The sequence below is a fragment of the Embleya sp. NPDC020886 genome (assembly GCF_044333915.1).
Taxonomy (GTDB): domain Bacteria; phylum Actinomycetota; class Actinomycetes; order Streptomycetales; family Streptomycetaceae; genus Embleya.
Genome location: NZ_JBIRRX010000006.1, coordinates 202,332 through 219,550, shown reverse-complemented (window position 1 = coordinate 219,550; position 17,219 = coordinate 202,332). Strand labels below are relative to the sequence as shown.

At 72.2% G+C, this 17,219-nt stretch carries 26 protein-coding genes; 10 read left to right on the top strand and 16 right to left on the bottom strand.

The features are described from left to right. Positions 1-28: 28 nt before the first annotated feature. Together ACH4U8_RS23040 and ACH4U8_RS23035 are read right to left on the bottom strand one after the other, a co-directional pair. Positions 29-478 carry an RICIN domain-containing protein gene (locus tag ACH4U8_RS23040; protein ID WP_395779812.1) on the bottom strand — a complete coding sequence of 150 codons (450 nt, stop codon included), beginning with the start codon at positions 476-478 and terminating at the stop codon, positions 29-31. A gap of 102 nt (positions 479-580) precedes the next feature. Continuing rightward, on the bottom strand, positions 581-1,012 hold the full coding sequence (locus ACH4U8_RS23035) for a DUF732 domain-containing protein (RefSeq protein ID WP_360311723.1): 432 nt from the start codon (positions 1,010-1,012) through the stop codon (positions 581-583). A gap of 636 nt (positions 1,013-1,648) precedes the next feature. Here ACH4U8_RS23035 and ACH4U8_RS23030 point away from each other — a divergent pair. Beyond that, a complete protein-coding gene (locus tag ACH4U8_RS23030; protein WP_395779810.1) occupies positions 1,649-1,810 on the top strand; it encodes a hypothetical protein in 162 nt (53 codons plus the stop codon). Position 1,811: 1 nt separating this feature from the next. On the opposite strand, the gene ACH4U8_RS23025 is transcribed toward ACH4U8_RS23030, so the two are convergent. The 4 genes from ACH4U8_RS23025 to ACH4U8_RS23010 form a co-directional block, all read right to left on the bottom strand. Next, positions 1,812-2,030, bottom strand: coding sequence for a hypothetical protein (locus ACH4U8_RS23025; RefSeq protein ID WP_395779808.1), 219 nt, complete (start codon positions 2,028-2,030; stop codon positions 1,812-1,814). 224 nt (positions 2,031-2,254) lie between these two features. Then, positions 2,255-2,452, bottom strand: coding sequence for a hypothetical protein (locus ACH4U8_RS23020; protein ID WP_395779806.1), 198 nt, complete (start codon positions 2,450-2,452; stop codon positions 2,255-2,257). Further along, entirely contained in the window at positions 2,449-2,640 is a 192-nt protein-coding gene (locus ACH4U8_RS23015) for a hypothetical protein (protein WP_395779804.1), read from the bottom strand. Before ACH4U8_RS23015 ends, ACH4U8_RS23020 begins: the two co-directional genes overlap by 4 nt. 115 nt (positions 2,641-2,755) lie before the next feature. Then, on the bottom strand, positions 2,756-3,958 hold the full coding sequence (locus tag ACH4U8_RS23010; RefSeq protein ID WP_395779802.1) for a helix-turn-helix domain-containing protein: 1,203 nt from the start codon (positions 3,956-3,958) through the stop codon (positions 2,756-2,758). 180 nt (positions 3,959-4,138) lie between these two features. On the opposite strand from ACH4U8_RS23010, the gene ACH4U8_RS23005 reads away from it, so the two are divergent. After that, positions 4,139-4,432, top strand: coding sequence for a hypothetical protein (locus tag ACH4U8_RS23005; protein WP_395779800.1), 294 nt, complete (start codon positions 4,139-4,141; stop codon positions 4,430-4,432). Continuing rightward, positions 4,429-4,671: a hypothetical protein gene (locus ACH4U8_RS23000; RefSeq protein ID WP_395779798.1), complete on the top strand. Its 243-nt coding sequence runs from the start codon at positions 4,429-4,431 to the stop codon at positions 4,669-4,671. The genes ACH4U8_RS23005 and ACH4U8_RS23000 overlap by 4 nt, the downstream gene beginning before the upstream one ends. A 613-nt stretch (positions 4,672-5,284) precedes the next feature. On the opposite strand, the gene ACH4U8_RS22995 is transcribed toward ACH4U8_RS23000, so the two are convergent. Continuing rightward, positions 5,285-6,523 carry a cytochrome P450 gene (locus tag ACH4U8_RS22995; RefSeq protein WP_379989686.1) on the bottom strand — a complete coding sequence of 413 codons (1,239 nt, stop codon included), beginning with the start codon at positions 6,521-6,523 and terminating at the stop codon, positions 5,285-5,287. A 135-nt stretch (positions 6,524-6,658) separates the two neighbouring features. Then, entirely contained in the window at positions 6,659-7,237 is a 579-nt protein-coding gene (locus ACH4U8_RS22990) for a helix-turn-helix domain-containing protein (RefSeq protein WP_360311719.1), read from the bottom strand. A 275-nt stretch (positions 7,238-7,512) separates the two neighbouring features. On the opposite strand from ACH4U8_RS22990, the gene ACH4U8_RS22985 reads away from it, so the two are divergent. Further along, positions 7,513-8,130 (top strand): hypothetical protein, encoded by a 618-nt coding sequence (locus tag ACH4U8_RS22985; protein ID WP_395779796.1) that lies wholly within the window; start codon positions 7,513-7,515, stop codon positions 8,128-8,130. A 90-nt stretch (positions 8,131-8,220) separates the two neighbouring features. On the opposite strand, the gene ACH4U8_RS22980 is transcribed toward ACH4U8_RS22985, so the two are convergent. Together ACH4U8_RS22980 and ACH4U8_RS22975 are read right to left on the bottom strand one after the other, a co-directional pair. Further along, positions 8,221-8,703, bottom strand: a complete 483-nt coding sequence (locus tag ACH4U8_RS22980; protein ID WP_360311715.1) for an NUDIX hydrolase — start codon at positions 8,701-8,703, stop codon at positions 8,221-8,223. Positions 8,704-8,775: 72 nt separating this feature from the next. After that, complete coding sequence (locus tag ACH4U8_RS22975) at positions 8,776-9,342, bottom strand: helix-turn-helix domain-containing protein (RefSeq protein WP_360311713.1); 567 nt, start codon at positions 9,340-9,342, stop codon at positions 8,776-8,778. A gap of 98 nt (positions 9,343-9,440) precedes the next feature. Between ACH4U8_RS22975 and ACH4U8_RS22970 the strand changes: the two genes are divergently transcribed. Next, a complete protein-coding gene (locus tag ACH4U8_RS22970) occupies positions 9,441-10,349 on the top strand; it encodes a TIGR03620 family F420-dependent LLM class oxidoreductase (RefSeq protein WP_360311711.1) in 909 nt (302 codons plus the stop codon). Between the two features lie 43 nt (positions 10,350-10,392). After that, complete coding sequence (locus tag ACH4U8_RS22965) at positions 10,393-10,863, top strand: N-acetyltransferase (protein ID WP_360311709.1); 471 nt, start codon at positions 10,393-10,395, stop codon at positions 10,861-10,863. A gap of 21 nt (positions 10,864-10,884) precedes the next feature. Here ACH4U8_RS22965 and ACH4U8_RS22960 read toward each other — a convergent pair whose 3' ends face one another. Genes ACH4U8_RS22960 through ACH4U8_RS22950 form a run of 3 tightly spaced genes read right to left on the bottom strand, consistent with a single transcriptional unit; the run spans position 10,885 to position 12,744 of the window. Then, positions 10,885-11,535 carry a hypothetical protein gene (locus ACH4U8_RS22960; protein WP_395779794.1) on the bottom strand — a complete coding sequence of 217 codons (651 nt, stop codon included), beginning with the start codon at positions 11,533-11,535 and terminating at the stop codon, positions 10,885-10,887. Next, complete coding sequence (locus tag ACH4U8_RS22955; RefSeq protein ID WP_395779792.1) at positions 11,525-12,241, bottom strand: 2OG-Fe(II) oxygenase; 717 nt, start codon at positions 12,239-12,241, stop codon at positions 11,525-11,527. The genes ACH4U8_RS22960 and ACH4U8_RS22955 overlap by 11 nt, the downstream gene beginning before the upstream one ends. After that, on the bottom strand, positions 12,238-12,744 hold the full coding sequence (locus ACH4U8_RS22950) for a methylated-DNA--[protein]-cysteine S-methyltransferase (RefSeq protein ID WP_395779790.1): 507 nt from the start codon (positions 12,742-12,744) through the stop codon (positions 12,238-12,240). The genes ACH4U8_RS22955 and ACH4U8_RS22950 overlap by 4 nt, the downstream gene beginning before the upstream one ends. A gap of 187 nt (positions 12,745-12,931) precedes the next feature. Between ACH4U8_RS22950 and ACH4U8_RS22945 the strand changes: the two genes are divergently transcribed. Further along, positions 12,932-13,483: a GNAT family N-acetyltransferase gene (locus ACH4U8_RS22945; protein WP_395779788.1), complete on the top strand. Its 552-nt coding sequence runs from the start codon at positions 12,932-12,934 to the stop codon at positions 13,481-13,483. Positions 13,484-13,522: 39 nt separating this feature from the next. Here the strand turns inward: ACH4U8_RS22945 and ACH4U8_RS22940 are convergent, their stop codons facing one another. After that, positions 13,523-13,858 carry a VOC family protein gene (locus tag ACH4U8_RS22940; protein WP_360311699.1) on the bottom strand — a complete coding sequence of 112 codons (336 nt, stop codon included), beginning with the start codon at positions 13,856-13,858 and terminating at the stop codon, positions 13,523-13,525. A gap of 118 nt (positions 13,859-13,976) precedes the next feature. Continuing rightward, positions 13,977-14,732 carry a TetR/AcrR family transcriptional regulator gene (locus ACH4U8_RS22935; protein ID WP_395779787.1) on the bottom strand — a complete coding sequence of 252 codons (756 nt, stop codon included), beginning with the start codon at positions 14,730-14,732 and terminating at the stop codon, positions 13,977-13,979. Positions 14,733-14,903: 171 nt separating this feature from the next. Between ACH4U8_RS22935 and ACH4U8_RS22930 the strand changes: the two genes are divergently transcribed. Continuing rightward, positions 14,904-15,539, top strand: a complete 636-nt coding sequence (locus ACH4U8_RS22930) for an NAD(P)-dependent oxidoreductase (protein WP_395779785.1) — start codon at positions 14,904-14,906, stop codon at positions 15,537-15,539. Between the two features lie 107 nt (positions 15,540-15,646). Beyond that, the gene (locus ACH4U8_RS22925; RefSeq protein ID WP_395779783.1) at positions 15,647-16,030 is read left to right on the top strand and encodes a DUF488 domain-containing protein; all 384 of its coding nucleotides are present in this window, start codon (positions 15,647-15,649) and stop codon (positions 16,028-16,030) included. A gap of 85 nt (positions 16,031-16,115) precedes the next feature. On the opposite strand, the gene ACH4U8_RS22920 is transcribed toward ACH4U8_RS22925, so the two are convergent. Then, the gene (locus tag ACH4U8_RS22920) at positions 16,116-16,745 is read right to left on the bottom strand and encodes an NADPH-dependent F420 reductase (RefSeq protein WP_395779781.1); all 630 of its coding nucleotides are present in this window, start codon (positions 16,743-16,745) and stop codon (positions 16,116-16,118) included. Between the two features lie 102 nt (positions 16,746-16,847). Between ACH4U8_RS22920 and ACH4U8_RS22915 the strand changes: the two genes are divergently transcribed. Further along, positions 16,848-17,207, top strand: coding sequence for a winged helix-turn-helix transcriptional regulator (locus ACH4U8_RS22915; protein ID WP_395779779.1), 360 nt, complete (start codon positions 16,848-16,850; stop codon positions 17,205-17,207). Positions 17,208-17,219: the final 12 nt, after the last annotated feature.

Sequence of the window (17,219 nt, the reverse complement as noted above, 5' to 3'; positions counted from 1 at the left end):
CGGCGGCGGCCCGGTCCGGTCGGCGTGCTCAGCGCGGTTCGAGCGCCCACCACTGCGACGGGCTGTCGGTGTCCTCCCACTGCCGCACGTTGCCGCCGGGCTCGGTGCTGCCGTCGGCCGCCTCCAGGAGCAGCCCGCTGACGTAGTTGACCAGCGTGACCCGGCCCGGCACGTCGACGTGCTCCTCCAGGATCCACTCCTGCGCGCCGAAGTTGTTCGCCCGCCACAGTTGCACGTTGGCCCCGTTCTCCTCCGAGGCCCCGGTCACGTCCAGCCGCTTCCCACTGGCCACGTGCTCCACGTGGTGGACCGCGCCGCCCGCGTGTACGGCGGTGATCCGCCAGTGCTGCGCGGCGGAACCGTCCTCGGCGCCCTGCCACACATTGGCCCCGCTGTGGGTCCGCCCGCCCTCGACTTCGAGGACCAGCCCACTGCGCACGTTCCGCAGCACATACACACCCTCGCCAACCCCAGCCACGAAGCGCTCCCGGTCCGGATCCATGATCTTGAACCAGTCACCCTCGCACGCCGCACCCACACCGGGCCCGCCGGCCGCCGACCCGGCGATCGCGCGTCGGCGCTACTTGCGCCCCCCGTTCGGGCAGTACCCGGTCATCGCGGCGTTGGTGATGGCCAGGGCCTCGTCGCGGGTGTAGGTGACGCCCATGATGCGGTTGGCGATCTCCTCCCGGTCCTTGCCCATCTGCACCCAGCCGCAGGCCACGTTGGCCATGCTCAGCAGCACGTTCAAATCGGCTTTCGGGCCCACCAGTTGCGGTGCGGAGCGACCGAGTTCGGCGACGAATCTGGCATCGACGGGCGAGCGACTGCCGTCGGCCGGCGAGGAGTCCGCCCGGCCGGCTGCGGCCGGACTCGCCGCGTCACCGTCCCCCTTGCCCTGCACCAGACTTGCCACGAACACGGCGGCGCCGATCACCAGGACGATGGCCACACATGCCCCCACGACACGGTTGCCGATCCGTCGACGCCGCTGCGGCGGTTGATTGCTCACGGGACTCCCCACAGTCGGATGCCGCGGAGGCTACGCCCCCGGACCACTCGAACGGGCGTCCTTCACCGAGTCGTGATCCATCCCGCGCCGAGTCGCCCCACAACGGCACGACGGCGCCGCCCGCTGCTCCCGTAGCGGACGGCGCCCGTCGTGTTCGGCCGGGCCGCAAACGTGTGGCCCGGCCGAGTCCCGGGTGGGACTGACCAGCGAGGATTCGCAATGCGCCCAACGCAGACGACCACCAGCAGTGCGTCGCCGCTCACCTGCGGGCCTCAACGAACGCGGCATCCTGGCGCCGGAGAGCGCTTCCCCCACCCGCAGCGAACCGCGCGAGCAGTACGGCGTCGGCGACGGAGCCGCCCACGAGGTTATGCGGGTCCTCCGTGCGGATGCACTCATCGAGAGATCCCAGCGGCATCGCCTCACCGCGGTGCATCCTCCGGCGATTGGGCAAAAGCCATCCGACGCGCGGCGTCGTACCGGACATCGCTCGGACGCTACTCGGCCTCTCCGACAATGCCCGAGTCCCGTGCGAGCGGGTGGAGTTGCTCGACCCCGACGGGCGGACCAGCCACCTGCTCGTCGGGTAGACCGGCCGCCTCCCGCCCCATCCCGGATGGCCACACGATCGGCGGCGTGTCCGGGCGCGCTGCCGCCTCCGGCGAGGCCGGCATGCTCGGGGTCACCATCGGGGCGATGCTCCTGGTCGTGTGGGTGGTCGGGTACTCGCGGGACGGACGAGGCGCCGCAGTGGAGGGGTTGCTGCCGGCGGACCGGTGGGAGGTCCGGCTCGGGTAGGTCACACCGGCCGCGAGGGGGCCCTGCCGCCGGCGTACATCTCGTCGGCGGGCGCGACGTGCGTCTCCCGCTTCGTCGGCGACCAGCCGCGCCTGTACTCGACCAGCCACCGGCCGTCCGTCTCCTGCCAGACACGGGTGATGGTGCCGAAGTGGTGGTTGCCGTCGCCGAGTTTGCGCCACAGGTTGTCGCCGACGGACCAAGGGCCCGAGCTGGACATGACCTCTCCAGGGCTGGGTGTGGGTGGTGGTCCTCGCCCGGCCGCCTTGGGCGTACCCGAGGCCGGGCGAGGGGAAGGCGGGCCCGGCGGTGACACAGCACCGCCGGCCCGGGCCACCCGACGGAGGACGGGTGGCCGGGGCCGGCCAGGCGGCGCGGTGGGACGCGCGGGCCTGGCCGGAGGCCGCGTGCGGGTCCGAGCCGCTGCGGCCATGGGGCGGCTCGTCAGCCGCCCGAATTCGAGATCCGGCCGAGCGACGGAGCCGGGACCCGGTACAGCAGGTGCACGCGGATCTCGTGCTGGAGCGCGACGAGTTCGTCGCTCGTCATGTCCGTCGGCTCACGGTCCGGGAGCTTCACGCGGATCGGGCGGTGCGGATCGCCGGACGGGCCCACGTTCACCGTCGGGGCGGGGCCGTTCACCGGATGCTCCGTACCGTCGCGTCGACGTCGAACAGGTCGAGAAGGTTGACCATTTCGGCGACGTGACGCTCGGCCTCCTCGCGAGTCGGTTCCACCTGCGCGGTCGACCCCATGTGGATGACGAACGGCTGGTCGGCCTCAGGCTCCAGCTCTACGGTCACTCGCGGTTGCTCGGTGTCGCCGGCCATCGCTTCTCCCTTGGTGATCTCGGTGTCACTCCCAGTGCATAGATCTTGCGAGAGAAACCAGCCGAGGGCCCGCACAGTTTTGTGCGGGCCCTCTGAGCTGCGGAAATACCTGGGACTAGAGGTCGATACCACTCCAACGGGCGAATCCCGCGACGGATTCGCGGTTGCCGCGGTCCTGCCTCAGCAGCGCGGCGGCCGTGTCACGCACCCGCGGGTGATGCCTGGTGTGTTGAGGCGCGAGCTTCCGCGCCTCCTGCAACGACTTCAGCGTGCCGTCGCGATCACCCGTCGCCAGCTTGGCGTGCGCCACATCGATGTGGTGGTGCGAACTCCGCTCGGGCGCCAGGTCGTTCGGCAACACCATGTCCTCGGCCATGCGGACCGCGTTGTCCATCTCGCCGATCTCGATCTCGGCCGCCACCTTGTGGATGGCCACGTTGGCGGGTCCGAACGTCGTCTCGTAGACGACCTTGTCGCCGCCCATGGTGGCCGCCAGTCGGTCGGCCTCCTCGAAATACGCCTGAGGGTTGCGGTTGCCCACGCCCCGGGCCGTCAGGATCGCCAGCTTGAGCAGGATCGCACCGTGCACGCCGGTGTCCTGGATCGTGCGCGGTCGCTGCGCGGACAACGCGACCAAGTCCCGCTCCACTCCTTCGAGCAGGCTCACGCCCGACTCGATGGCGCCCTCACGGAGCATCGCCCCGCCCAGGAGGTAGCGCGCGGTCGCCACGGCAAGCGGATCCTCGGACTGCTCGGCGGCCCACTCCGTGCGCTCCAGTGCCGACGTGCTCAGGTCGTAGTAGCCGAGCTTGTGGGCCAGGGAGTTCGCCGCCCGATAGCCGGTCGCCAGCAACCCGAACGCCTCCCGCCGCTCCGGGCCCTCCGCCGTCAGGGCGACGTGCCCCAACTCGGTGAGCACACCCGGCAGGTTCGGGGCAACCTGGGCGTACTGCGCCGCGCGACGGTGGCGGCTGATCGTCTCGACCGAGACGCGCAGTTCGGCAAGTGTGCGCGGGGCGACGGTCAGCCGGGCCGGGTTGCGATAGCAGAGCAGGACCCGCCGCAGTTCGGGGATCACCCCGCTCACGTCTCGATCGCTGCGATCGGGTTGCCCGTTGAGGCGGGTGACATCGGTGCGGAGGGCGCCGGCGAGCCGCACCAGGACGTCGTGAGTGGGCAGACGTGCGCCCCGCTCCAGCTTTTCGAGGTAGCTGAGCGAGAGCCCCGCAGCGGTCGCGGTGTGCTGTTGAGTGAGTTGATGCAGGTTGCGGGCGGTACGGATCCGCGCTCCCACGCCCTCGTCGTCCATGAGGCCCATCGATGTCTCCCCGGGTCGGTGGCAATCGCAGGGTACGTCGCCAGCGCTGTCCGCATACCAACGCACAGATGAAGCCTTCCCACCCGCACAGATTTGTGCGGGTCGAAGCATTCCCCGGCGCGTACTCCGCCCGTGTGCGCGGGCTACCGATCGCCACCACCGCGATGCCACCCTGACCGCATGGACGACGACCTCCGCGACCCCGACCGCCCGACGATCACCACCACCGTCGACGGCGTGCTCACCCGACTCCCCGGCACCCTCGCAGACATCCGGGCCACCCTCCCCGAAGACCAGCGCGAAGCATTCGACAAAGAGATCAACAACGCGGCGCTGCGGGACATCGTCGCCATCGCCGTCCACTGGGCCATCCCGCCCGAGGAACACGCCCGGATCCGGGCCGACGCCGACCGCATCAGGTCCGGCGACCTCACCGGCGTCGTGGACGTCCATGGAAACCCGGTGGAGCCATGAGCAGCTACTACATCCAGTACTCCAACCGTGCCCGCAGTGAATACAGCGCCCTGCCCGCGAACGTGCGCCGCGACTTCGATGCCGCCGTGAGCTACATGGCCCGCGACCCCTACGCCCACGGCGCGGCCATCCGCGGCGACAAGGATCGGCGCTCGGCGTGTCTCGCTGGAGTGATCACCGAGTACGAGATCAGCAGCAGCGTGCTCGTGGTGACCATGCTCAAGCTCGTCTCGATCTGAGCGGGCCTTGTCGGACCGGCCTCGTACAGCGTCGAGATGCACGACGAACACATCGCCCAGGCCACGGCAGCGGCCACCCGCACCGGCACCGGAGAGGGCGCGCGACATGCAACCCGAGGAGCCCCGGACGCCTCTGGTGCCGCCCCCGCTACGGCTGACGGAGCCCCCACTCGCCCGGCGGAGCACGAACCCCCGGCGAGCGCGCTGCGGCGAACCTGTGGACAAGCCCGCCGCGGCCGGCGTCGCGGGCCTGGAGGGGATGGTTCCCCACGGCTTGCGCCATGGCCATGCGGTGTGGCTGGACGAGGCCGGACATCCGGACGTCGCGATCGAGGAGCGCCTGGGGCACGAAACGCGCACGGTCAAGGGAACCTGCCGGCACGCCGCCCCAAGCATGGAACGGGCCATTGCCGAGGCCGTCCAGGGGTGGTGGGAGGCAACGGACTCGGCGGCAGCCGAGGCGTCACACAGCGTGGGCCGACGGGTCCGTGCCCCAACCCCCGCCTCCGGACAGAGCAAGGCGCCGCCCGCTGCTCCCGTAGACGGACGGCGCCTGTCATGTTCGGCCAGGTCGGAGGGTGGTTCCCACGGATCCGGCCGAGGCTGAACGGGGCTACTCGCCCGTGTAGTTCACCTGGAGTTCCTTGATCCCGTTGATCCACGCGTGGCGCAGTCGCCGGGGATCGGCGGCCTTGGTGATGTCCGGCATCGCGTCGGCGATCGCGTTGAACATCAGGTTGATCTCCATCCGGGCCAGCGAGGCGCCCAGGCAGAAGTGCGGGCCGCCGCCGCCGAAGCCCAGGTGCGGGTTCGGGTTGCGGGTGATGTCGAACTTCGTCGGGTTCTCGAACACGTCGGCGTCGTAGTTGGCCGAGCTGTAGAAGATGCCGACTCGCTGCCCCGCCTTGATCTCCTGGCCGCCCAGGACGGTGTCCTGGGTCGCGGTGCGCTGGAAGGACATCACCGGCGACGAATAGCGCACGATCTCGTCCGCCGTGGTCTCCGGGCGCTCCGCCTTGTACAGCTCCCACTGGTCGGGGTTGTCGAAGAAGGCGAGCATGCCGTGCGTGATCGCGTTGCGCGTGGTCTCGTTGCCCGCGACGGCCAACAGCAGGACGAAGAAGCCGAATTCGTCCGAGGACAGGCTGCCGTCGGACTCGGCGGTGATCAGCCGGGTGACGATGTCCTGCGCCGGGCACGCCTTGCGTTCCTCGGCCATGCCCATCGAGTACAACATCAGCTCGGCGGCGGCCTGCGCGCCCACCTCGGTGGACTCCGCGTACTCCGGGTCGTCGTAGCCGAGCATCTTGTTGGACCACTCGAAGATCTTCTTGCGGTCCTCCTGCGGTACGCCGATCAGCTCCGCGATCGCCTGCAACGGCAGCTCGCAGGCCACCTCGGTGACGAAGTCGCCCGAGCCCTTGAGCTTGGCGTCGCGCACGATCTGCGCGGCCCGCTCGGTCAGCGCGGCCTGGAGCGCGTTGATCGCCCGGGGGGTGAAGCCGCGCTGGACGATGCTGCGCAGCCGGGTGTGCTCCGGCGGGTCGATGTTGATCATGATGAGCTTCTGCGCATCGATGTTGGACATGTCCATGCCCTCGGCGAACCGGATGATCGCCGTGTTCTTGTTCGTCGAGTAGATCTCCGGCTTGGTGGAGACCTCCTTGACGTCCGCGTGCCGGGTGACCAGCCAGTAGCCGTCGTCGCCGAAGTTGGACACCTCGGGCGTCTGCGGGACCCACACCACCGGCGAGGTCTTGCGCAGCTCGGCGAACTCGTCGAGCGGGATGCGCGTGGTGTACAGGTCGGGGTCGGTGGGGTCGAAGCCGTGGTCGAGGACCGGACACGTCATGGTGGAACTCCCGTTGCCGGAGGGTGTGCGAGGTCGCCGCGGGAACCGGCCGGGGACGGGTGCCGGAAAGCGCGGTGGTGCGATGGCGCGGTGCTGCGTACTGGTACCGGTGGTGGGCCGGTGGTGTGCTGCCGGTCAGGCCCCGGCGACCGGGCCCGGTGCTCTGCGGCGGGGGCCCAGGAGCTTGCGGACCACGCCGCGCAGGATGCGGCCGAGTTCGTCGTCGGGCAGTTCCGCGAAGGCGGCGACGGCGGAGTAGATGCCGCCCATCGCCACGGCCGTGGACACGCGGTACTCGATCGAGTCGTCGACGTCGTCGAGGACTTCGCGCACCCGCGCGGTGATCGAGGCGAGTCGGGGCTGAATGGCGGGGTGGCGTCCGATCGAGACGTCGCGATCGAGGATGACGGCGAGGGTGCGATACCGGATGAGGAAGTCGACGTAGCCCTCGAAAAGCAGGCGCTGGCGAGCGGTGGTGCCGCGTCTGCTCTCGGCGACCTCCAACACTCGGTCCAGATCGTTCAGGGCCGGGCGCAGGAGGGCGTCGAGCAGTTCGTCCTTGGTGCGGAAGTGGTAGTAGAGGGCGGCCTTGGTCACCCCGACCCGATCGGCGATGGCCTGCAACGAGGTGCCGGCGAAGCCCTGTTCACCGAACAGTTCCTCTGCCGCCTGGAGCACCTTGTCATAGGTGTCCTCGGGTGCCGGGATCGCCACGGGTCCCCCTTCCTGTTGGGCATGAACATACGTCGACCTCTGCCAATCGACAAGGCTGATGGGGCGTCAATTTTCATCTCGGCACCGTTGTTCACAAGGAAAGCGGCTTGCCGTTCGGCCAGGGTCGGGGACGGCCGGACTGACGGTGGGGCAGGCCGTCCGGGTCCGTCCGGGCGGGGTGGAGTCGGACCGGCACGGGACGCGGCCGGAGCGCCGAGGCGTCGGTGTCGGTCGTGTCCCGCCCGCGGTCGGGTGGTCGCGGGTAGGTTGCCGCCATGAGCGACTTCGACGCGCGTATCGAGGCGGAGCGGCGGCGACCGGCGGACCCGGCGGCCGGTGCGGACCCGGGCGCCGGCGCGACGCCGGCCGGGCGCCGGCCTGCGGACTGGGCGCGGATCATCGAACGCGTCGAGGTGCTCCTGGTCGCGACGGCGGCGGAGTTGCACGGCCGGGAGGTCGCGATGTTGCCGGTCTTCGGTCGGCCGGCGACGCGGGGGCCGGCCCGGCTCCTGCGTCGCCGGCCGACCGTCGTCGACCGGCGGCGACCGGTCCTGGACCTGTTCTCGCTCGACGGCTCGGGTCGGCCGTTCCTGGAACGTGGCGCCGTACCGGCCGAGGAGATCTGGCTGCGCACCTCGCACCCCGGTCGGGCCCACGCGCTGCGCGCGGCCGTCCTCCGCGCCGGCCTGACCCCGGACACCCTGATCCTGCGCGCGGGTCCGCCGATCGTGTTCGATGCCGACGAGGCCGCGCGCACCGACCGCGCCGGCGGCTGTTTCGGTGTCGCGGCCGACGGCACGCTGCTGGTGCATCCGCCGCCGGCCGACGCCGCGCCGATCCCGCTGGTCGACGTCCTCGCCACGGCGGTGGCGAACGCCGCGCCGCAGCCCTGACCGGCGCGGCCGGCGAAGCGCCCGAGCCGGCCTCCCCGCGGTCGCGCTCGACACCGACGGCCGCCCGCCGCCCGGCACGCGGCGGCCGGATCAGCGCACGGCCTCCGCGTACATCCCCCCGCCGCTGCCGCGCGCCCGCAGCGCGGCCCACAACCGCTGGGCCCGCTCCGCCGGCATCGCCGCCGCGCCCCGATCCGGCGTCAGTAGATGCCAGGCCCGCAACTCGTCGGTCTGGAGCCGGATTTCGGCAAGCCGGTCCGGGCCCAACACGCCGCCGTCGAACAACCAGCGCATCCCCCCGCGGTGCCCGTCCACCGGTGCCACCCACTGCGCCACGAGCAGGTTCGGCGGCCCCTCCAGCACGATCCCCAGCTCCTCCCGCACCTCGCGGACACAGCCCGCCCAGGGCGACTCCCCCGGTTCGAGGATCCCGCCGGGAAACTCCAACCCCGGCTTGTAGTCCGGCTCGACGAGCAACACCCGCCCCTCGCCGTCGAAGAACAACGCCCCGGCGGCGGCGGTCAACCCACCCGCCGCACCGCTCTCCACCAGGCTGTCCGCATGGGTGTCCATGACCACGAAGTCTGACCCAGCCTCCGCCCCACCGCCCGAACGGGGTCCCGCTCCGGCCGCCGTCGCCTCGATTCAGGGGCGCGTCGCCAGGCCCAGGACGACCACGTCGACCAGCTTGGGCAGACGCTCGGGATCGTCGCCGTAGCGCTGCTCGTGGGCCCAGGCGATGCCGTGCGCGAGGGTGAACAGCTCGTCCGTGTCGACGTCCGGGCGCACCTCCCCGGCCGCCTGGGCGCGGGTGAGCAGCTCGGCGCCGGCGGCGCGCATCGCGTGACAGGAGGCGTACAGCTCCGAGTTCTCGTCGGCGAGCGTGTTCAACAACGTCGCGCTCATCCCCCGGAACGTGCCCGCGCCCTCGATCAGCAGCCGCAACCACGTGGCCAGCGCGTCGCGCGCCGCCGGGCCGTCGCGCAACGCCCGCGCCCGCGCGGCGAGTTTGTCGAACCGGTCCCGCACCACCGCCTCGACCAGCGCGTCGCGGGTGGGGAAGTGCCGATACAGCGTGCCGATGCCGACCCCGGCCCGGCGGGCGAGGTCCTCCAACGACGCGTCCACGCCGTGCTCGGCGAACAACAGCCGGGCCTCGGCGAGCAGGCGCTCGTAGTTGCGGCGGGCATCGGCGCGCATCGGTCGGGTCATCGGCGTTCCCTCTCGGACGTTGTCAAACGGAGCCTGCCTCCATATGGTGAGGCAGGCAAATCGGAGGCAGCCTCCGAATAACCGGGAAAGGACACCCGATGACGCACGACAAGACCGCCCTCGGCCGGCTCGGCCTGTGGACCTTCGCGTTCGACGGGCAGCCCGCCGGCGCGGTACGCGAGGCGGCGGCCGAGATCGAGGAACTCGGCTACGGCGGCCTGTGGGTCGGCGAGGGCATCGGCCGCGAGGCCACCACCCACGCCCAACTCCTGCTGGCCGCGACCCGGACGCTCCCGGTCGCCACCGGCATCGCGATCATGTCCGAACGCACCCCGCGGCTGATGGCCGCCGCCGAGCGCACCCTCAACGAGGCGTACCCGGACCGCTTCGTGCTGGGCCTGGGCGGCCACCGCGCCGCGGGCCAGGCGGACCTGGCCGGCATGCCCAAGGCGAACACCGCCCCCGCCGTCGCCACCGTCGGCGCCTACCTGGACGAGATGGACGCCGCCGTCCTGGTCGCCCCCGCGCCCGACCGCCCCGGCCGCCGGGTGCTCGCCGCGCTCGGCCCGAAAATGCTGGCCCTGGCCGGGACCCGGACCTGGGGCGCGCACACCTACCTGGTGCCGGTGGAGCACACCGCGGCGGCCCGCGCGGCGATGGGCCCGGACCCGTACCTGTCCGTCGCGCTCACCGCGGTCCCGGACACCGACCGCGCCCGGGCCGTCGAGGTCGCCCGCGGCTTCACGGCCGGCTACCGGGTCGCCCGGCACCAGGCGAACAACCTGCGTCGGCTGGGCTTCACCGAGGCCGAACTCGACGGCGAGGGCACCCGCCTGGTCGAGGCACTGTGCGCCCTCGGCGACACCGCGTCGATCGCCGAGCGCGTCCGGGCCCACCTGGACGCGGGCGCCGACCACGTCTGCCTCCAGGTCCTGACCTCCGACCAGGGCCGAATGCCGCTCGCGCAGTGGCGCGAACTGGCGGCCCTGACGTCCGAATTCGGATAGCCCGCGGTCGCCCTGCCTCCTCGGCCCGCGTAGGCTCCCCGGCATGGTTGAACCCACCTTCGTCCCGGCGGAGTTCGTCGTGCCCGCGCCGCCGAGCACCGCGTCCTTCCGGTTGGAGCCGCTGGCCGCCCGGCACAACCGGGCCGATCTGGCCGCGTGGTCCTCCAGCATCGAGCACATCCGGGCCACCCCCGGCTACGCCGATCGCCACTGGCCACCCCTGGACGGGCTGAGCGCGGACGACAATCTGCGCGACCTGGTCCGGCACGCCGACGACTTCGACAAACGCACCGGCTTCACCTACACCGTGCTCGACAACGGTGGCAACGCCGGCGACTACGACGTGATCGGCTGCGTCTACATCTATCCCGACCACGACGACCCCACCGTCACCTCGGTGCGTTCCTGGGTCCGGGCCGATCGGGCCGAACTCGACGAGCCGGTGTACCGCGAGGTCAGTGCGTGGCTGGCCGAGCACTGGCCGTTCGAGCACGTGCGCTACGCGAAACGGTAGCCGGCACCGGCCCGGCCGCGATCACCCCGGCCGGGCCGCCGCCCACCAGGGCCCCTCGTCCCGATCGGCATCGGTGATCGCGTCCGCCAACGAGGCGAAGGCGTACGTGCGTCGCGGGTCCCAGTCGGTACTGCGCAACAGCCGATCACGCATGCCCGCCCAGCCCGGCGCGGTACCCGCCACCACCCACGCGTCCGGAGCCTGTGCGGTCAGCCGCAACGCCGGGCGCAACCACGAGGCCGCCTGCTCGGGCCAGGAGACGACGGCCGGCACCTCGCCCGGCCAGGCCGCCGCGAGCGCGTGCGCCGCGGCGGTCGAGGCGCGGTCTCGCCCGTGCCCGATCGCCAGCGTCCGGCAGCCGGCCAACCGGTCCAGCAACTCGGCCAGTTCGGCGTCGGTGTGCGGCGCCGGCAGGCGACCCTTCCAGCGCGCGTAGGGCTCCGGCAGACACACCGCGCAGGGCCGGAACCCGGCCGCGATCGCGGTGGCCTCGTCGGCGAAGAACACCCGACTCGCGACGTAGCCGCCGCGCGCGATCGCCCGCAGCGCGCTGCGACAGTGCAACCGCCCGTACAGCCGACCGTTCGTGGTGCCGCCCAGCGTGCCGGGCGTCGCGCTGCGGTAGGGCCGCCCGTCCGGCCCGATCAGCGTGTACCGCACGTCACGCCGCATCGTGGAAGACCAGGCCGAGGGTGCGGCGCAGCCCGGTGTGCACGGTGCTGACGCCGTGCCGCATGGGCGCCGCGGACCAGCCTCGGGCCGAGCGGATCGGCCGGTCCCGGGTGGTGAAGATCAGCCCGTGCCCCTGCGGCAGGCTGATCGCGGTGCCGCGCGACTGGGCCCGGAACCGCTGCTCGGCCATCAGGAACTCGCCGCCGGTGTAGTCGACTCCGGGTTCGTCCAGGCCGATCACCACCTGGAGCGGGAAGACCAGGTCGCCGTACAGGTCCCGGTGCAACGCGTTCCAGTCGCCCGGTCCGTAGCGCAGCAGGATCGGGGTCGGCCGGGTCTGGCCCGCCGCATGACACATCGTCAGCCACTCGTCCAGGGTGTCCGGCCAGGGCGCGGGCCGACCCAGGCGGGCGGCCCAGGCCCGGGCGATCGGCAACAGGTGCGGGTAGCAGGACGCGCGCAGCGTCGCGATCGGCTCGGGCACGGGCACGGCGAAGTAGCGGTACCGGCCGGAGCCGAACCGATGCCTGGCCATCTCGATGGTGGCCCGGAAGAGTTCCGGGCGGTCGTACAGCTCGGCGATCTCTCGGCAGGTGTCCGGGTCCAGGATCCGGTGGGTCAACGCGTGGCCGTGTTCGTCCACGTGCGCGGCGAGTTCCGAGGTGGTCGCCGGCTCGGCCGCGAAGAGCGTGTCCACCACGATCACCGCACCCGCGCCGCGAGCGCGCCTTCGTGCACGAGCAGGTACTCCTTGCGGTCCAGGCCGCCGGCGTACCCGCGCAGCGCGCCGTCCGCGCCGATCACCCGGTGGCAGGGCCGGACCAGGAGCAGCGGGTTGGCGCCGATCGCGGTACCGACCGCGCGCACGCCCGCCCGCGAGGTGCCCACCCGCTCGGCGATCGCACCGTACGTGGTGGTGGTGCCGTAGGGGATCACGTCGATCGCGGCCCAGACGCGTTCCTGGAAGGCCGAGCCGCGCGGTGCCGTCGGCAGGTCGAAGTCGTGCAACTCGCCCGCGAAGTAGGCGGTGAGTTGGCGGACCGCCTCGGCGAAGACGGCCGGGTCCGGGCGTGAATCGGCGGGCACGGCGGCCCCGCCCTTTTGCCCCGGGACGGACAGCGAGGCCAGCGCGAGGGTGCCGTCGGGACGTTCGTCGCCGATCAGCAACAACTCGCCGAGGGGGCTGTCGAAGGTGGTGTGGACGGTCATCAGCGCTTCCTTCGTCGAGGCCGCGACGGCTGTCGCGGGCAGTGGTCGGACACCGTGTGCACTGGTCACAGGTGCTTCCGGATTCCACTGTGCGCGCTCGCGGGCCCATCGTCCGGCGGGAATCGGACATCGCGTTGGGCCCGATTCGGGCCGAGCCGGCGAGCCCGCGTTCGGGCAGGATGGTCCGATGATCGAAACCGAGCGTCTCCTGCTCCGCCGCTGGCGTGCCGACGACCTGCCCGCGCTCACCGCGCTGAACGCCGACCCCGAGGTGATGCGCTACGTGGGCGACGGTCTGCCGCGTACCGCCGAGCAGAGCGCCGCCGCCCTGGCCGCGTACGAACTCGCTTGGGAGAAGCGCGGCTTCGGCTTGTTCGCGGTCGAACTGCGTACCGCCGAACCGGGCCCGGTCGGCGCGTTCGCGGGCTGGGTGGGCCTGGCCGTGCCGGAGTTCCTGCCCGAGGTGCTGCCCGCGGTGGAGATCGGCTGGCGGCTGGCCCGCCCGTACTGGGGCCACGGCATCGCCACCGAGGCCGCCGTCGAGGTGCTGCGCTTCGCGTTCGAGTACGCCCGACTGCCGCGGCTGGTCTCCATCTGCCACGTGGACAACACCGCGTCCGCCAAGGTGATGGACAAACTGGGCATGACCGAGGAGCGCCGCACCACCGTGCCCGTACAGGGTCGACCGGTCCTGGTCACCGAACTCCCGCGTGGCCGCTACCTGCGCACCCGGCACTGAGTCGCCGGACGGCACCGCTCGGGCGCGGCCACCCGGCGATCACCCCGAAACGCAGAACTCGTTGCCCTCCGGGTCCTGCATCGTGGTCCAGTTCAGCCCCGGTACGTCGCGTTCGGCCACCACCTTCGCGCCCAGCGCCACCAATCGCTCGACCGCGGCCGTGCGGTCCGCCGTGGAGAAGTCCACGTGCACCCGGTTCTTGCCGGCCCGCTCCTCCGGCACGCGCTGGAAACCCAGCACCAGGGGCTGGGCCGCGACCATCACGAACTCGCCGAAGTCCTGGGCGATCTCCACGCCCAGGGCGTTCGCCCACCAGGCGGCCAGCGGGCCGGGTTCGGCGCAGTCGATCGTGATCATCTCTTGCTTCAATTCCATACCCGCACGATAGGAGGCCGGTGTGACAATCCCGCTTCCTTTCCGCCGGAGTGTCGCGGCTCACGGACGCTGTCGCGGCCCACACCGACGGCCCCCGACGGGTCCCGCGGCACCGCGGTCAGGAGCGGACGATGCCTCGGATCAGGGTACGAGCGGTGCTCGCGGCGAACTCGGCCACCGTCGGCCCGTCCTCGATGCCCATGAAGTGCCGTAGGAAGGCCCGCTGGTAGCACGCGCCGAGCAACATCGCGGCGGCGGCCTCCGGGTCGGCGTCCGGGTCGATCCGGCCCCGGTCGCGTTCGACCGTGAGGTAGGCGGCGAGCAGGCGCAGCGGGACGTGCGGGCCCGCGCCGATGCCGCGCAGCGCCTCGCGGTGGCGTTGCAACAGCGCGGGTTCGGCGAACAGCGACGAGGCGATCGGCATGCTCTGTTCGTAGAACTCGGCGGCCCGGCTCGCGATCGCGGCCAGCCGGCGCTCGACCCGGTCGGCCGCCTCGGATCCCTCGGAGTCGTGGGATCCGTCGGATCCGTCGGAGCCGCCGAGTTCGTCGGCCCCCTCGAGTGCTTCGGCCCCGTCGGCCCCGTCGGGCTCGTCGGCGAGTCGGGCGAGTTCGGCGAGCAGCGGGCCCAGCGGTGGCAGCCGCTCCTGGAGGACCGCGACGAACAGTTCCTCCTTGCCGGTGAAGTGCTTGTACAGCGCGGCCTCCGAGCAACCGGCGGCGCGCGCGATCTCCTTGGTCGTGGTCCGCGCGAGGCCGAGGGTGCGCATCAGGTGCTCGGCGGCGTCCAGGATCCGCTGCCGGGTGGGCACGACGGGTCGCGGCGCCGAATGCGGCTCCCGCTGCCGGCCTTCGGGGCGGGGTGGGTTCGGCATCGCGGCGGTCGTCCGTTCGTCGTGGGTGGGGTGATCCGGGGGCTTCGGGTGCCTCCGATGGGTTCGGGGCGATCCGTCTCGCGGACTTGACGTGGTGGTGGGCAAGTATTCACCATGTGCAGGTGAGTGAGTATTCACCCACCCTCACTCACCCACCTCGGGAGGCAGAAGATGAGACTCACCGTTTTCGGGGCGAGCGGTGCCACCGGCGAGCACGTCCTGCGCCATGCCGCAGCCGCCGGACACAAGATCACCGCCGTGGTCCGGGCGCCGTCCCGCCCCGCCGTCGAACACCCGAACATCGAGCTGCTGCGGGCCGACGTGACCGATCCGGCCGAGCTGCACGAGGCGATCGAGGGCCACGACGCGGTGTTGTCCGGGATCGGACCGCGCGGCCGCAAGAGCACCGGGATCGCCGCGGCGGCGACCGCCGCGATCCTGACCGCGATGGCCGACACCGGCGTGCGCCGGTTGGTGACGATCAGCGCGGCGCCGGTGGGCCCGACGCCGCGCGAGGACTCGGTGTTCGTACGCGGCGCGCTGATCCCGATGCTGCGCGCGTCGCTCAGGACGGTGTACGCCGACCTGGCGGCGATGGAGGCCGAGTTGGCGCGCAGCGACGCCGACTGGACCGCGATGCGGCCGCCGATGCTCACCAAAGGCCGCGGCACCGGCACCTACCGCACGCAGATCGGCGGCAGCGTCCCGCGCGGCAGCACCATCGCGCGGGCCGACCTCGCGCACGCCATGCTCGCGATCCTGGACGACCCGGCGACCTACCGCCGACCGCTGGGCATCGCGTACTGAATCGCCGAGGCACCGAGGCACCCGGCCGAGCCGCCCGATCGCCCGCCGGTGGGATCGCCACGAGTCGGGTACAGGCCATCGATCACCACACACGAGCGGGAGGCACGATGGCTCGACGCGGCACCACCGGCGGACCCACCATCACCGTGCGCCGGGTATACGAGCCGGTCGATCCGGACGACGGTCTGCGTGTCCTGATCGACCGGCTGTGGCCGCGCGGGATCGCCAAGGCGGACGCGCGGTTGGACGAGTGGCCCAAGGAGTTGACCCCCTCCACCGAGCTGCGCCGGGCCTGGCACACAGGCGGCCTGGCCGAGGAGGTGTTCCGCGCCCGCTACCGCGACGAACTCGACAGCGCGCCGGCGCACGCGGCCCGCGCCGCGCTGCTCACCCGGGCGGGCGACGGCCGCCTCACCCTGCTCACCGCCGTCCGCGACCCGGACCACAGCCACGCCCCGGTCCTGGTCGACTACCTGGGCGAGGGCTCGTAGCCCGTGTCCCCGACCACGCCGCAACTCCGCCCCACCCGTGGGGAGTCGCAGGCCCGCCCCGATCCGCCGAGCGCGCCGCGCGACCCTAACCGTGCGCGTGTTCGGCCGCCGGCAACATCGTCCGCGGATCCTGGCCGGCGAACCACATCCCGATCACGATCGCCGCCGTCGCCTCCAGGTAACCCGCCCGGTCCAGCCCGCCGACCGACAGCGGCACCGCGCCCACCGCCGCGACCAACGTGTGCGCCACGGCCAGCGCGGCCGGGTCGTCCCCGCACAACGGCACCGCGACCCCCCGCCCATGCGGCCCCGCCCACAACTCGGCCGCGCCCAGGTGGAACGCCTTGACCACATGCGCCCCCGGCGCCGCGTCCGCGAGCGTGCGGGCCGCCGACGGCCCGCCGTCGGTGGTCAACATCAGCCCGTCCGGCCCGGGCACGATCGGGTTCGAGCAGTCCAACAGCGCCTTCCCGACCAGCAGACCGGCCACCGGCACGACCACCTCGGCGGTCGCCGTGTGCCCGACCGCGGCCAACACCGCGTCGCCGTGCTCGGCCGCCTCGGCGAAACCGCCCGCCCGCGCCCCGATCCGCTTCGCCAACTCCTCCGCGCGCGGCGCCGAACGTGCCCCGATCAGCACGTCGTGCCCGGCCTCGACCCACTTCGCGCCCAACGCGCCCGCCATGTTGCCCGCACCCAGAATTCCGATTCGCACAGCCGCTGCTCCGCTCGTTTGGCCGGGCCGTCTCCGATTCCTCGAAGCTAGGCGGCCCGATCCGCACCATTCGGTGTCCATCGACCGGGCCACAATGGGCCGATGACCACGCACGAGGGCGAGTACGTCGCCGACTGCCGCGCCCGGATGGGCTTCGACCTGCTCACCAATCGCTGGAACAGCGTGGTGGTCTTCGCCCTGGCCGACGGGCCGATGCGGCCCGGCGCCCTGGCCGCGCGGATCGGCGGGATCAGCGCCAAGGTGCTCAACGAGACGTTGCGCAGGCTGGAGTACCACGGCCTGGTGTGCCGCCGGGCCTACGCCGAGGCTCCACCGCGCGTCGACTACGCGCTGACCGACCTGGGCGAGAGCCTCCTGGTCCCGTTCCACGCACTCGGCGCCTGGTCGCTCGAACACGGCCACCGCGTCCTGGCCGCCCAGGACGCGGCGGACACCGGCTGAGCCGGCGGGCGA

What these genes read in the sequence shown, in the direction of transcription:
- ACH4U8_RS23025 (WP_395779808.1), bottom strand. Translation starts at nt 2,030, where the DNA reads ATGTCCAGCTCGGGCCCTTGGTCCGTCGGCGACAACCTGTGGCGCAAA.
- ACH4U8_RS23015 (WP_395779804.1), bottom strand. Translation starts at nt 2,640, where the DNA reads ATGGCCGGCGACACCGAGCAACCGCGAGTGACCGTAGAGCTGGAGCCT.
- ACH4U8_RS23010 (WP_395779802.1), bottom strand. Translation starts at nt 3,958, where the DNA reads ATGGGCCTCATGGACGACGAGGGCGTGGGAGCGCGGATCCGTACCGCC.
- ACH4U8_RS23005 (WP_395779800.1), top strand. Translation starts at nt 4,139, where the DNA reads ATGGACGACGACCTCCGCGACCCCGACCGCCCGACGATCACCACCACC.
- ACH4U8_RS23000 (WP_395779798.1), top strand. Translation starts at nt 4,429, where the DNA reads ATGAGCAGCTACTACATCCAGTACTCCAACCGTGCCCGCAGTGAATAC.
- ACH4U8_RS22995 (WP_379989686.1), bottom strand. Translation starts at nt 6,523, where the DNA reads ATGACGTGTCCGGTCCTCGACCACGGCTTCGACCCCACCGACCCCGAC.
- ACH4U8_RS22985 (WP_395779796.1), top strand. Translation starts at nt 7,513, where the DNA reads ATGAGCGACTTCGACGCGCGTATCGAGGCGGAGCGGCGGCGACCGGCG.
- ACH4U8_RS22980 (WP_360311715.1), bottom strand. Translation starts at nt 8,703, where the DNA reads ATGGACACCCATGCGGACAGCCTGGTGGAGAGCGGTGCGGCGGGTGGG.
- ACH4U8_RS22975 (WP_360311713.1), bottom strand. Translation starts at nt 9,342, where the DNA reads ATGACCCGACCGATGCGCGCCGATGCCCGCCGCAACTACGAGCGCCTG.
- ACH4U8_RS22970 (WP_360311711.1), top strand. Translation starts at nt 9,441, where the DNA reads ATGACGCACGACAAGACCGCCCTCGGCCGGCTCGGCCTGTGGACCTTC.
- ACH4U8_RS22965 (WP_360311709.1), top strand. Translation starts at nt 10,393, where the DNA reads ATGGTTGAACCCACCTTCGTCCCGGCGGAGTTCGTCGTGCCCGCGCCG.
- ACH4U8_RS22960 (WP_395779794.1), bottom strand. Translation starts at nt 11,535, where the DNA reads ATGCGGCGTGACGTGCGGTACACGCTGATCGGGCCGGACGGGCGGCCC.
- ACH4U8_RS22950 (WP_395779790.1), bottom strand. Translation starts at nt 12,744, where the DNA reads ATGACCGTCCACACCACCTTCGACAGCCCCCTCGGCGAGTTGTTGCTG.
- ACH4U8_RS22945 (WP_395779788.1), top strand. Translation starts at nt 12,932, where the DNA reads ATGATCGAAACCGAGCGTCTCCTGCTCCGCCGCTGGCGTGCCGACGAC.
- ACH4U8_RS22940 (WP_360311699.1), bottom strand. Translation starts at nt 13,858, where the DNA reads ATGGAATTGAAGCAAGAGATGATCACGATCGACTGCGCCGAACCCGGC.
- ACH4U8_RS22935 (WP_395779787.1), bottom strand. Translation starts at nt 14,732, where the DNA reads ATGCCGAACCCACCCCGCCCCGAAGGCCGGCAGCGGGAGCCGCATTCG.
- ACH4U8_RS22930 (WP_395779785.1), top strand. Translation starts at nt 14,904, where the DNA reads ATGAGACTCACCGTTTTCGGGGCGAGCGGTGCCACCGGCGAGCACGTC.
- ACH4U8_RS22925 (WP_395779783.1), top strand. Translation starts at nt 15,647, where the DNA reads ATGGCTCGACGCGGCACCACCGGCGGACCCACCATCACCGTGCGCCGG.
- ACH4U8_RS22915 (WP_395779779.1), top strand. Translation starts at nt 16,848, where the DNA reads ATGACCACGCACGAGGGCGAGTACGTCGCCGACTGCCGCGCCCGGATG.